The sequence below is a fragment of the Streptomyces sp. NPDC001843 genome, assembly GCF_042891955.1.
In the GTDB taxonomy this organism is placed as follows: Bacteria; Actinomycetota; Actinomycetes; order Streptomycetales; family Streptomycetaceae; genus Streptomyces.
In genome coordinates, this window is sequence record NZ_JBIATQ010000006.1 from 240,123 (window position 1) to 251,867 (window position 11,745).

Below are 11,745 nucleotides of genomic sequence, written 5' to 3' on the forward strand. Positions count from 1 at the left end.
TTGAACGCTCACTCATTAGGGTGAGAACTTCGGGTGATCCATCCCCTTTGGGGCATGCCCTGGACAGAATCGGACCGGCCTTTCGGGGCCGGTCCGTCTGCTCTGTCAGAGCCTGTATGGGGGGCCATCGGCATGATCCGTATCAACGCTCGGGGACCCACCCGAGGGTGGTCCGCCCGCGAGCCCGACCGGCGGCCGCTGTGCCGCGCGCTGGGACTGCCACTCGCCTGGGGTGCGATGGCGGTCCTCTACAAACTGGTCTGTCCGCTCGCCCGGCAGGACGGGCTCGGCGCCAGGCTCGCCACCAGCGCCGTGTTCTTCACGGTCGGCACCGGCCTGATGGTCCATCTCAGCCGGACCCTGCTGCGTGAGCTGCGGCAGGCCCGCCGGGCGGCGGGTGCCGCGCAGAGCGTGCTGCTGCGGCCTCCGCCCCCGCGCCTGGACGGTCTGAGCATCGCCGCCGCCCAACTGTCCGCCGACCGCGGAGCGGCCATCGGCGGCGACCTGTACGAAGCGGTGGCCACCGAACACGGCGTCCGGGTGGTGATGGGCGACGTGCGCGGTCACGGACTGTCCGCGATCGGCACCGCGGCCGCGGTCCTCGGCAGCTTCCGCGAGGCCGCGCACGACGAGCCCGGACTGGACCGCGTGCTGCGGCGCCTGGACCGCGCCCTGGCCCGGCACCTGCGGGAGCGGGCCCGCGCCGAGCATCCCGCGAGCGGCCAGGTACCGGACACCCCCGTCGCCGAGGAGTTCGTCACCGTACTGCTCCTGGAGATCGACCGAGACGGCGAGGTGCGCGCACTCAACTGCGGCCACCCCTGGCCGTACCTGCTCAGCGGCGCCCGGGTCGAGCCCCTGACGCGGGCCGACCCCCTCCCGCCGCTCGGCCCCTTCCCACTGCCACCCGACCTGCCGGTCCTGGAGTGCGGACAACTGCCGCCCGGCGAGACCCTGGTCCTCTACACGGACGGCGCGGAGGACGCCCGTGACGCGCGGGGCCGCTTCTTCTCCCTGCCCACGGCGCTGAGCGAGGCCCTGCACGCCCACTCCGTCACGCCGCAGACCATCCTGCGCAGGGTCTTCACGGCCTTGCTGCGCCACACCGGCGGCACCCCGGCCGACGACGTCGCCCTGCTCGTGGTGCGCAACGACCGCGACCCCCACCTCTGGGCCGCAAGAGCCGGTGCCGACGGCCAGGCCACCGCTGTATGAGGGGGAGCCGGTGACCCGGCCGGCCTCTTGCGAGGCAATCAAGTCAATCGGCCGACGACTCTGCGCGACAGCGCGCGCACAGTACGGATTCGCGTACTCCGTTCACACCCCGTGTGAAGACGCACCCACTACCCTGACGAAGGTGACGCTCACCGACGAAGGTGGCGCTCACCGAGCCATCCGGGGGGGCTTGATGCAGCCCAACACTCTGCTCGACGCGATCCTCGACGAGGCCGGGATCTCGCACGCCGGTCTCGCCGCCCACGTCAACCAGGCGGGCCGCGCGCGCGGTCTCGCGCTCCGGTACGAACACACCGCCGTCGCCCGATGGTTGAAGGGGCAGCGGCCACGCGGCCAGGTGCCCGACCTGATCTGCGAGGTGCTCGCCGCCCGGCTGCAACGGCCTGTCACCCTCGACGACATCGGCCTCGGTGTGCCCGGCGAGCCGAGCGTCCCGCACGGCACCTCGCTCTCCGGCTTCGTCGAACGCGCCACCGCCCTGTGGCGCTCCGACGAGCAGCAGCGCCCGCACCTCCTCGGCGCCACTGCGGTCACCGGCACACCCGCCGTGATGCCGGTGTGGGAGTGGGAGAACCCGCCGGAGGACGTGGACGTCTCCCGAGGCGGCCGGCACCGGGTGACCTCGGCCGACATCGAGATGCTGCGGGCCGCCCGCACCCACTACGAGCAGATGTACCGCAAGGCCGGCGGCGTCGCGACCCGCACCCGTATCGTCGGCTTCCTCAACGCGGAGGCGGCCCCGCTGCTGCGCGGCAGCTACACCGACGCCACCGGCCGGCAACTGCACCGGGCGACCGGCGGGTTGGTGGCGATAGCCGGGATCTGCGCGTACGACTCGGACGCGCACGGCCTGGCCCAGCGCTACTTCCACCAGGCCCTCAGGCTGGCGAAGGCCAGTGGGGACCGGGGACTTGGCGCCTACGTGATCGCGCTCCTGGTCAACCAGGCGCTGTTCATGCGGGAGTACCGGCAGGCCGTCGCCTTCGCCGAGGCGGCGTTGCGTGCCGCCGGCCGGCACATCACCCCCGCCCTCGCCTCCGACCTGTACGCGATGCAGGCCAAGGCGTACGCCCACCTCGGCGACGGCACGAGCGCCCTGTCCTGCATCCGGCGGGCGGAGACGGCCGCCGACCGCATCCGACGCGGGCACGAACCCGACGAGACCGGCTATGTCCAGCCGGGCCTGGTCAACGTCCAGGTGGCTGAGGCGCTGCTCAGCCTCGGTGAACTCGCGGCCGCCCGGGAGCACGCGGCCGCCGCCGTGGACAATCCCGCCCACGACCGGGGCCGGGTGCACCGGCTCGCCATGCTCAGCACCATCGAACTCCGCCAGGGCAACGCGGACAAGGCGGTGGTGACGGCGGTGCAGATGGCCGAACAGGCCCGGGGGATGGAGTCCCAGAGACTACGGGACAGACTGCGCACGGTGCGAGAAAACCTCGTGCGCAGTGGCGGCGCGGGCACTGCCGAGGCCGCCGAACTCATCGACGGGGCACTGCGCGTTCCGCTGTAGTTCACCAGACACGCTGCTGCGATATTGCCACTTACTCGACGGAAGGTGGCAGAACCGTGCAGTGGACGAAACGGAACGAACAAACTGTGTACGCGAACCGCTGGTTCAGCGTCAATCTCGCAGACGTCGAGCTGCCGGACGGCCGGCACCTCGACCACTTCCTGATACGGCTGCGTCCCGTGGCCGTGGCCACCGTGGTCAACGAGGCCAACGAGGTGCTCCTGCTGTGGCGGCACCGCTTCATCACGGACAGCTGGGGGTGGGAACTGGCCGCGGGGGTCGTCGAGGACGGCGAGGACATCGCGCGCGCGGCCGCCAGGGAACTCGAGGAGGAGACCGGCTGGCGGCCGGGGCCTCTGCACCATCTGATGAGCGTGGAGCCGTCCAACGGCCTCACGGACGCCCGGCATCACATCTACTGGGCCGACGAGGGCGAGCACGTCGGACACCCGGTGGACGACTTCGAGTCGGACCGCCGGGAATGGGTCCCCCTCAAACTCGTTCCCGACATGGTCGCCCGCGGGGAGGTCCCGGCCGCCAACATGGCGGCCGCGTTACTACTGCTGCACCACCTCAGGCTCGCCGATGACTAGTGGGCCAGCGCCTGCCAGAGGGTCACTACGAGCGCTCCCAGTGCCGTGAGCGCGGCGAGCGAGGGCAGTGGCCAGCGTGCGTGTTCCAGCGAGATCATGCGGGTGTTCAGCTCGTCGAGTTCCTTGGCGGTCTCCTCGGTACGGTGGCTGAGCAGCGCCAGCCCGCCCTCGACGCGGGCATATGCCACATCGAGGCGGCGACGTAACTCTGCGAGTTCTCCATGGACCACGGGATGCTCCGGATCGACGGTCACGGGTCCACTCCCTTCCGTAGTCGAACGTGGTGGTTTTCGCATCCCGGCATGCGCATGATGAGTGAACTCGCCTGGTGGACGCGTGGGGAGCGTGTGCGACGGGCATATGCGGGCCCGGGGCGCACACGGGGAGTGAAACACGTGTGCCCGGCACCGAGCGGGTGCCGGGCACAGCAGAGCGTGGCAGCTCGTGATCAACCGTACGTGTAGAAGCCGGACCCCGCCTTCCGGCCCAGCCGGCCCGCCTCCACCATCCGCTGGAGCAGCGGGGGAGCGGCGTACAGCGGCTCCTTGTACTCGGCGTACATCGAGTTGGCGATGGAGACGATGGTGTCCAGGCCGATCAGGTCGGACAGCTTCAGCGGACCCATCGGGTGGGCGCAGCCCATCTCCATGCCGTTGTCGATGTCCTCGCGGCTGGCGATGCCGGACTCGAACATGCGGATGGCGGACAGCAGGTAGGGCACCAGCAGCGCGTTGACCACGAACCCGGAGCGGTCCTGGGCGCGGATGGCGTGCTTGCCGAGCAGTTTCTCGGCGAAGAGCTGGGCGCGGCCGAGCGTGCCCTCCGACGTGGTGAGCGCCGGAATCAGCTCGACGAGCCGCTGCACGGGGGCCGGGTTGAAGAAGTGGATGCCGATGACGTGGTCGGGGCGCGAGGTGGCCACCGCGAGCTTCACCAGCGGGATGGAGGAGGTGTTGGACGCGAGGATCGCGTCCGGCCGGGTCACCACCTGGTCGAGCACCTGGAAGATCTCCGTCTTCACCTGCTCGTTCTCGACGACCGCCTCGATCACCAGGTCGCGGTCGGCGAACTCGCCGAGGTCGGTGGTGAAGCTCAGCCGCTCCAGGGTGGCGTCCCGCTCCTCGTCGGTGATCTTGCCGCGCTCGGCTGCCTTGGTCAGGGAGTTGAACAGCCGGGTACGGCCTATCTCCAGGGCTTCGCCGGTGGTCTCGGCGACCTTCACATCCAGTCCGGCACGGGCGCACACCTCGGCGATGCCCGCTCCCATCTGGCCGCAGCCCACGACTCCGACCTGCTCGATGTCGGTCACATCGTCCCCTTCGCTGATCAACGACTGGAAGGCAGGCGCTCCGGGTTGTGCCCCTGCTCCGATCGTGCACGTTACTCCCAAGTATCGATGATCGATCGTCCGGGGAGGGGCATCCTTTGCCCCGAGACGATCCGTGACCGAGCGGATCCTGAGCGTATGGGGTGTGCCCATGGGGTCCACGAGGCGGGTCTCGCGGCGTGCGTTCGCCCTCGCGGCGCTGTCGACGCTGGCGATGACGCAGGGCGCGTCGGCGGGACCGTGCCGCCCACGGGCGGCGACCGAGATGCGGGGCGTGTGGCTGGCGACGGTCGACAACCGGGACTGGCCCTCGCGTCCCGGCCTCACGGCAGCCGAACAGCGCGCGGAGCTGACCGCCCTCCTCGACCGCGCCGTCCGCGACCGGCTCAACACCGTGGTCTTCCAGGTGCGGCCCACCGCGGACGCCCTGTGGCCCTCGCCCTACGAGCCGTGGTCGCAGGTGCTGACCGGCACCCAGGGCAGGGCCCCCGGCTGGGACCCGCTGGGCACCGCTGTCACCGAGGCGCACGCGCGGGGCCTGGAACTGCACGCCTGGTTCAATCCTTACCGGGTCGCGCTCCACGCCGATCCGACGCGGCTCGCCGCCTCGCACCCCGCCCGCAAGCACCCGGACTGGGTCGTGCCGTACGGCGGCAAGCTCTACTACAACCCGGGCCTGCCCGAGGTCCGCGGCTTCGTCGAGGACGCGATGCTCGACGCGGTCGCGAAGTACCCGGTCGACGCGGTCCATTTCGACGACTACTTCTATCCGTATCCGGTCGCCGGGCAGACCTTCGACGACGACGCCGCGTACGACGCGTACGGCGGTGACTTCGACAGCAGGGCCGCATGGCGCCGTGACAACATCGACCGGCTGGTGCGCGAGACCGCGGCCCGGATCAAGAAGGTCCGGCCCGGCACCCGGTTCGGGATCAGCCCGTTCGGCGTGTGGCGCAACGCCACGACCGACGAGCGGGGCTCGGACACCCGGGCCGGTGTCCAGACGTACGACGATCTGCACGCGGACACCCGCACATGGGTCCGCGAGAACTGGATCGACTACATCGTGCCGCAGGTGTACTGGCACATCGGCTTCGCCGCGGCCGACTACGCCACGCTCGTGGCCTGGTGGGCGGAGGTCGCCCAGGGCACGAAAACGCGCCTCCACATCGGCGAGGCGCTGTACAAGGCGGGCGCCGCCGCACAGCCCGCGGCCTGGCAGGATCCGGTGGAGCTCTCCCGGCACCTCACCCTGGCCGCGCGGTACCCGCAGGTGCGCGGACACGTCTTCTTCGCCGCACAGGACGCGGCGAAGGACCCGATCGGGGCGATGGCGCGGGTGGTCGCCGACCACTACGGGCAGCCGGCGAAGCCACCCCGCTGATCTACTGTGTCCGGTGTTCCGGTTCCCGGTGCCGGACCTCGCAGTCGGGGCCGGGGGACATCACGGCCTCGTGGCCGTCCGGGAAGCGGACGCGGTACGGCGGGGTGCCCTCCGTACCCATCACTTCGACGACTTCGGTGACCTGGTCGTGCTGGCCGACCACCCTGCCGTGCTGGACAAGCTGGTCGCCCACGGATGCGTGCATCTGCGGGGCCTCCTCATGATCGAGACCGTTGGGTGACGGCGATGCACACGAGCACGGCGGCGGCCGTCAGTGGAGCGGCCACCGTGAGGTGCTCGCCCAGCAGCAGCACCGACCACACCAGTGTGAGCAGCGGCTGAGCCAACTGCAACTGGCTGGCCCGCGGGATGCCGATGGCCGCCATGCCCCGGTACCAGACGACCAGCCCGAGGAACTGCGAGCCCGCCGCCAGCCACAGCACCCCGGCGACACCGTGCGCGGTCAGGGACACGGGTTCGTACGACAGCGCCAGCGCGGCGGCCGGCCCGGTGAGCGGCAGGCACAGCACCAGCGCCCAGCCGATCACCTGCCAGCCCGGCATCACCCGGGCCAGTCGGCCGCCCTCCGTGTAGCCGGCCGCGCACACGAGCAGCGCGCCGGCCAGGTAGCCGTCGGCGGCGGTCAGCGCGCCACCGCTCTGCTGCACGGTGAAGGCGAGGACCGCACCCGCCCCCGCGAGGGCGGCCACCCAGAACGTACGGGAGGGGCGGGTGCCCGTCCGGAGGGCGGAGAAGAGCGCGGTGGTCAGCGGAAGCAGGCCGACGACCACGGCGGCGTGCGCGGTCGTGGAGGTCCGCAGGGCGAGCGTGGTGAGCAGCGGGAAACCGAGCACCACTCCGGCGGCGACCACGGCCAGCCCCGCCCAGTGCCGGCGGTCGGGCAGGGCTACGCGCAGGAGGAGCAGACAGCAGCCGGCGATGACCGCCGCCAGAACGCTGCGTACCGCCACGAGCGACCAGGGTCCGAAGCCCTCCAGGCCCCAGACGGTGGCCGGGAAGGTGAGGGAGAAAGCGGTCACGCCGAGGGCGGCCTGAAGGGTGCCGCCGAAGCGGGGGCGTTCCCGGGGAGCGGTGACCGTTATCGACGGAGCGGTAGTAGCGCTACTCTGTGTTCTCATGCAAGAGCGTAGCAGTGTGGCAGAGCTGGCCGATCGGCTGCGGCGGGAACTCGACCGCTACTCACCGGGTGGAAAGCTCCCGTCGAGCCGGGCACTCGTCGAACGCTTCCGGGTGAGTCCGGTGACCGTCTCACGAGCGCTGGCACAGCTGGTCGCCGAGGGCCTGGTCGTCACCCGGCCCGGAGCCGGCGCCTTCCGCGCTCACGTACGTACCGCGCCCACCGCCACCGGTGACACCTCCTGGCAGGAGGTCGCGCTCAGCGCCGACAGCGTCGCGGAACTCGTCCCGCGCACCGTCGACGCCTCCGGGGTCACGGTCTCCCTTGCCGCTCCACCGCCGGGCGTACTGGAGTTCAGCGGCGGCTATCTGCACTCCTCGCTGCAGCCGGAGCGGGCGATGGCGGCCGCCCTGGCCCGTGCCGGGCGGCGCCCGGGTGCCTGGGAGCGGCCGCCGATGGAGGGGCTGCCGGAGTTGCGGGAGTGGTTCGCGCGCGGCATCGGCGGCGCCGTCACCGCGGCGGAGGTGCTGATCGCGGCGGGCGGGCAGTCCGCGCTGGCCACCGCGCTGCGCGCCCTCGCCCCGCCCGGCGCGCCGGTGCTCGTCGAGTCGCCCACCTACCCGGGCATGCTGGCCATCGCCCGCGCCGGCGGGCTGCGCCCGGTGCCCGTGCCGGTGGACCCCGACGGAGTGCGGCCGGAGTTGCTCGCCGACGCGTTCCGGGCGAGTGGCGCCCGGGTGTTCGTCTGCCAGCCCCTGTTCCAGAACCCCACCGGAGCCGTGCTGGCTCCCGAGCGGCGCGCCGAGGTGCTGGCCATCGCCCGTGAGGCGGGCGCGTTCGTGGTCGAGGACGACTTCGTACGACGGCTCGTGCACGCCGACGCGGGTCCGCTGCCACGTCCGCTGGCCGCCGACGACCCCGACGGCGTCGTGGTGCACGTGGGGTCGCTGACCAAGGTGACCTCGCCCAGCTTCCGGGTGAGCGCGCTGGCGGCCCGCGGACCCGTGCTGGAACGCCTGCGCGCGATCCAGGTCGTCGACTCCTTCTTCGTGCCCCGCCCGCTGCAGGAGGCGGCCCTGGAGCTCGTCGGCTCGCCCGCCTGGCCCCGCCATCTACGCACGGTCGCGACCGAGTTGCAGGCCCGCAGGGACGCGATGACCACCGCCCTGCGCCGCGACCTGCCCGAACTCGCCCTGCCGCACACCCCGTCCGGCGGCTACCACCTCTGGCTCCGCCTCCCGGACGGTATCGACGACTCCGTGCTCACGTCGGCGGCACTCCGCGCGGGCGTGGCCGTCACCCCCGGCCGCCCCTACTTCAGCGCCGAGCCCCCGGCGGCCCATCTGCGGCTCAGCTTCGCCGCGGTCGCGGGCACCGGGGAGATCACGGACGGGGTGCGGCGGCTGCGGACGGCATGCGACGAGGTGTTCTAGTGCCGGGGCACTAGGGCATGGGCACGCTCCCGCAGACGAACTCCAACGACTCGAACAACTCCGGTGTCGGGCGGACGCCCGTTATCCGGTGGGCGAGGGCGAAGGCGGCCTCGGTGTGGAGGTGGTGGTCGCGGTCGTCGTCCTCGGTGAGGTCGAAGCCGCACTCCGCCATCTCCGTCACGAGTCCGTCCGGGCTGCTGCCGTCCCGTTGGGTGGGGAAGAGCGGCTCGAAGTGCAGGCGTTCGTCGCCGTCCTCGAACCAGTGGAAGTGGTCGACCGCGTTGACGTTACGGAAGTGCGAGACCACGGTGCGGCCGCGGGAGACCGGGAGCATCACTTCCCGGCTGACGCCGACGTAGCCGTTGTACTCCACCATCAGCGACCACTCGCCGACGGCGGCGACACCGACGAACTGCCGGTCGCCGTCGTGCTCCTCCCAGGCGTCGTACGACGCCTCGGCCAGGGCTGCGACCCCGGTGATCCGTGTCCGCGGCTCGCTCCCCAGCTCCCGCAGCAACTGCTCCGGCGTCAGCCCCCTGACCAGCGTGACGCAGTACGCCTCCATCAGCTCGGGGTGGTCCTTGTCCAGCCACGCGTAATCCGCGGCCGTCGTCGTGTCGGTCATGCGTGCAGCATCGCACCCGTCACCGACAACGCCCCGTGGGCGGAGGTGAATCGATTCGACACCCGTGCTCCGGGCCTGCCAGTCTCCTGGCATGAGCGATACACCCGTCCTCCCCGAAGGCTACGAGTTCTCCGCCGACCCCGACCGCGTCGACGTCGACCGCGTCCACCGCTGGCTGTCGACCGACTCCTACTGGGCGACCGGCCGCACGCGCGAGACGCACGACCGCGCGATGGCCGGTTCGCTGAACTTCGGGGTGTACGACACGGCCTCGGGGGAGCAGGTGGCCTACGCGCGCGTGGTGACCGACGGGGCGCTGTTCGGCTGGCTCGCCGACGTGTACGTGGACCCGGCCGTGCGCGGCAAGGGCGTCGGAACGGCCATGGTCCGCGCCATCCGCGAGCACCTGCGGCCGTACGGACTGCGCCGCCTCCTGCTTGCCACCGAGGACGCCCAGGGGGTCTACGAGAAGCTGGGCTTCCGGCCGCTGGACCAGCCGGACCAGTGGATGCTCCACAGTTTCCAGTAGGGGTCTCGCACGCCCTCGGGTAACTCCCGGGTAACGGCCATATCCGACCCTTGACCTGCTCACTTGCGCGGCTCACCATCACCGCATGCAGATTCGGGTCACGTTCGTGGCCGCCGTGCGGAGCGCCCCGCTGCTCGCCGAGCGCTTCCAGGACGACCGGCCACTGGACCAGGCGGGCTGGGACGAGGTGCAGCGGGTCGTGCCGGAGCTGCTGCCGCTGGCCGCGGCCGAGCTGCGCTACTGCTCGCCGACGCCGCGCAGCCGCGCCACCGGCGACGCCCTGGGGTACGCCCCGCTGGCGCAGCTCGCCCTGCGGGACTGCGACATGGGCCGCTGGTGCGGGCTCACCCTGGGCGAGGCGATGGCCCGGGAGCCGGGGGCGGTGGACGCCTGGCTCGCCGACCCACGCTCCACACCGCACGGTGGCGAGTCGCTGCTGGCGTTCATCTCCCGGGTCGGCGGCTGGCTGGACACCCGGCCCGCCGACGACGGCGGCCGCATCGTCGCCGTCGCCGAGCCCTCCGTGATCCGCGCCGCCCTGGTCTACGCCCTGAAGGCGCCCCCCTCGACCTACTGGAACCTCGACGTCCGTCCGCTGTCGACGATCTCTGTCATCGGCCGCGCCGGCCGCTGGAACCTCCGCTTCGACAGCGTGTCCCCCTCGACCACGCGCGCGTAGTCGGTCGTGAGCACGAGGTCCTTCGCGGGGCCGCCGACCCGCCACACCGTGCGCCAGTGGTCGGTGTCCGCCACGGTGAACTCGCCCCGGTAGAGGTCCGCCGCGCACGGATGCTCGGCGACGTACCGCCCGGACGTCAGATCCAGGCCGTGGAAGGGCCGCCCGTCGGCGAACCGCACGTCCGCCGTGCCCGGCGCCGCACCCGGCAGGAACCGCAGCGTGCGTTCGGCGGGCCGTGGGACTCCCCGCCAGGTGAAGGTGCCCGACTCCTCGTGCAGCAGGCCGCCGCCCTCCAGCGGGCCGAAGACGGTGACCCCGTGGAAGCGTCCCTCGTCCCCGCTCGCCAGGTCCCGCACGGTACGCGTCACACACCACCGGCCGGCCAGATGCTCCAGTACGTCGGGAACGGGCCAGAACTCACCCATCGTCACCACACCCTTGACGGTACGCCGCGCACGACCCATTGACGCGCTCATGCCCCGTCTCTATCTTGCCGTTCGAAGTGCTGACCACTGTGTTGTACGAGCGACGACACGGCCGAGAACACCATGGTCTCCGCCGGCGACACCGCCTGGCACGACTACGACCTGCACGTGAAGGCCACCAAGAAGTCCGGCAAGGAGGGCTTCCTCGTGGCCTTCGGCGTCAAGGACAGCGGAAACTACTACTGGTGGAACCTCGGCGGTTGGAACAACACCCAGAGCGCCGTCGAACAGGCCGTGGACGGCGGCAAGTCCACGCTGGTCTCCAAGCCGGGATCGATCGAGACGGGCCGCACCTACGACGTCGACGTCAAGGTGCGCGGCCGTCAGGTCACCCTCTACCTCGACGGACAGGTGTGGGGCAGCTCCACCGACGACAAGCCGGCCGAACCCTTCCGGCAGGTCGTGACCAGGGACGCGAAAACCGGTGACCTGATCGTCAAGGTCGTCAACGCCCAGTCCTCGGCGGCCCGTACGGCGATCGACCTGGGCGGCGCCAAGGTGTCCGCCAAGGCCCGCGTGACCACCCTGGCCGCCGCGCCCGACGCGGTGAACACGGAGACGGCCACCCCCGTCGCCCCGGTGACGTCCACCTACTCGGGGGTCGCCGACAAGTTCACGTACACCTTCCCGGTGAACTCCGTCACCTTCTTGCGGATCAAGCAGCACTGACCGGGCCCGCCCGCGGGCTGCTGTCCGGCGACAGCGGCCCGCGCGGCACCCATTGGCCTGCTCATCATTTTCCGGTCACCTTTTATTCACCTGCCGGTCGAAAAATAATTGCACAGGGCGTCGGTCATGTATTC

The 11,745-nt window shown here is 71.4% G+C and carries 12 protein-coding genes and 2 pseudogenes; 8 read left to right on the plus strand and 6 right to left on the minus strand.

Going from position 1 to position 11,745, the window contains the following annotated elements:
- Positions 1–132: 132 nt before the first annotated feature.
- The 3 genes from ACFYZQ_RS17625 to ACFYZQ_RS17635 all read left to right on the plus strand — a co-directional run bounded on the left by ACFYZQ_RS17625 (position 133) and on the right by ACFYZQ_RS17635 (position 3,342).
- Positions 133–1,215, plus strand: coding sequence for a PP2C family protein-serine/threonine phosphatase (locus ACFYZQ_RS17625; protein ID WP_389147936.1), 1,083 nt, complete (start codon positions 133–135; stop codon positions 1,213–1,215).
- Positions 1,216–1,408: 193 nt separating this feature from the next.
- On the plus strand, positions 1,409–2,749 hold the full coding sequence (locus ACFYZQ_RS17630) for a transcriptional regulator (RefSeq protein WP_389147939.1): 1,341 nt from the start codon (positions 1,409–1,411) through the stop codon (positions 2,747–2,749).
- Between the two features lie 56 nt (positions 2,750–2,805).
- The gene (locus ACFYZQ_RS17635; protein WP_389147942.1) at positions 2,806–3,342 is read left to right on the plus strand and encodes an NUDIX hydrolase; all 537 of its coding nucleotides are present in this window, start codon (positions 2,806–2,808) and stop codon (positions 3,340–3,342) included.
- Here ACFYZQ_RS17635 and ACFYZQ_RS17640 read toward each other — a convergent pair.
- Together ACFYZQ_RS17640 and ACFYZQ_RS17645 are read right to left on the minus strand one after the other, a co-directional pair.
- Positions 3,339–3,596, minus strand: a complete 258-nt coding sequence (locus tag ACFYZQ_RS17640) for a hypothetical protein (protein WP_389147945.1) — start codon at positions 3,594–3,596, stop codon at positions 3,339–3,341. The two genes, ACFYZQ_RS17635 and ACFYZQ_RS17640, sit on opposite strands and share 4 nt — an antisense overlap.
- A 194-nt stretch (positions 3,597–3,790) precedes the next feature.
- Positions 3,791–4,651 (minus strand): 3-hydroxybutyryl-CoA dehydrogenase, encoded by an 861-nt coding sequence (locus ACFYZQ_RS17645; protein WP_389147948.1) that lies wholly within the window; start codon positions 4,649–4,651, stop codon positions 3,791–3,793.
- A 169-nt stretch (positions 4,652–4,820) separates the two neighbouring features.
- Between ACFYZQ_RS17645 and ACFYZQ_RS17650 the strand changes: the two genes are divergently transcribed.
- Positions 4,821–6,053, plus strand: a complete 1,233-nt coding sequence (locus ACFYZQ_RS17650) for a glycoside hydrolase family 10 protein (protein WP_389147951.1) — start codon at positions 4,821–4,823, stop codon at positions 6,051–6,053.
- Position 6,054: 1 nt separating this feature from the next.
- On the opposite strand, the gene ACFYZQ_RS17655 is transcribed toward ACFYZQ_RS17650, so the two are convergent.
- Together ACFYZQ_RS17655 and ACFYZQ_RS17660 are read right to left on the minus strand one after the other, a co-directional pair.
- Positions 6,055–6,258, minus strand: a complete 204-nt coding sequence (locus ACFYZQ_RS17655; protein WP_389147954.1) for a DUF1918 domain-containing protein — start codon at positions 6,256–6,258, stop codon at positions 6,055–6,057.
- A 13-nt stretch (positions 6,259–6,271) separates the two neighbouring features.
- Positions 6,272–7,192 (minus strand): DMT family transporter, encoded by a 921-nt coding sequence (locus ACFYZQ_RS17660; RefSeq protein ID WP_389147957.1) that lies wholly within the window; start codon positions 7,190–7,192, stop codon positions 6,272–6,274.
- On the opposite strand from ACFYZQ_RS17660, the gene ACFYZQ_RS17665 reads away from it, so the two are divergent.
- The gene (locus tag ACFYZQ_RS17665) at positions 7,191–8,624 is read left to right on the plus strand and encodes a PLP-dependent aminotransferase family protein (RefSeq protein ID WP_389147960.1); all 1,434 of its coding nucleotides are present in this window, start codon (positions 7,191–7,193) and stop codon (positions 8,622–8,624) included. The genes ACFYZQ_RS17660 and ACFYZQ_RS17665 overlap by 2 nt on opposite strands.
- Before the next feature lie 10 nt (positions 8,625–8,634).
- Here the strand turns inward: ACFYZQ_RS17665 and ACFYZQ_RS17670 are convergent, their stop codons facing one another.
- A complete protein-coding gene (locus ACFYZQ_RS17670) occupies positions 8,635–9,249 on the minus strand; it encodes a DUF6461 domain-containing protein (RefSeq protein ID WP_389147963.1) in 615 nt (204 codons plus the stop codon).
- A 91-nt stretch (positions 9,250–9,340) separates the two neighbouring features.
- Between ACFYZQ_RS17670 and ACFYZQ_RS17675 the strand changes: the two genes are divergently transcribed.
- Positions 9,341–9,778, plus strand: a complete 438-nt coding sequence (locus ACFYZQ_RS17675; protein ID WP_389147966.1) for a GNAT family N-acetyltransferase — start codon at positions 9,341–9,343, stop codon at positions 9,776–9,778.
- 85 nt (positions 9,779–9,863) lie between these two features.
- Positions 9,864–10,457, plus strand: a complete 594-nt coding sequence (locus ACFYZQ_RS17680) for a histidine phosphatase family protein (RefSeq protein ID WP_389147969.1) — start codon at positions 9,864–9,866, stop codon at positions 10,455–10,457.
- On the opposite strand, the pseudogene ACFYZQ_RS17685 reads toward ACFYZQ_RS17680, so the two are convergent.
- Positions 10,448–10,882, minus strand: a pseudogene (locus tag ACFYZQ_RS17685) (DUF6314 family protein); the annotation flags it as partial. The gene ACFYZQ_RS17680 and the pseudogene ACFYZQ_RS17685 overlap by 10 nt on opposite strands.
- A 99-nt stretch (positions 10,883–10,981) precedes the next feature.
- Here ACFYZQ_RS17685 and ACFYZQ_RS17690 point away from each other — a divergent pair.
- Positions 10,982–11,611: pseudogene (locus tag ACFYZQ_RS17690) on the plus strand (alpha-N-arabinofuranosidase); the annotation flags it as partial.
- Positions 11,612–11,745 lie beyond the last annotated feature (134 nt).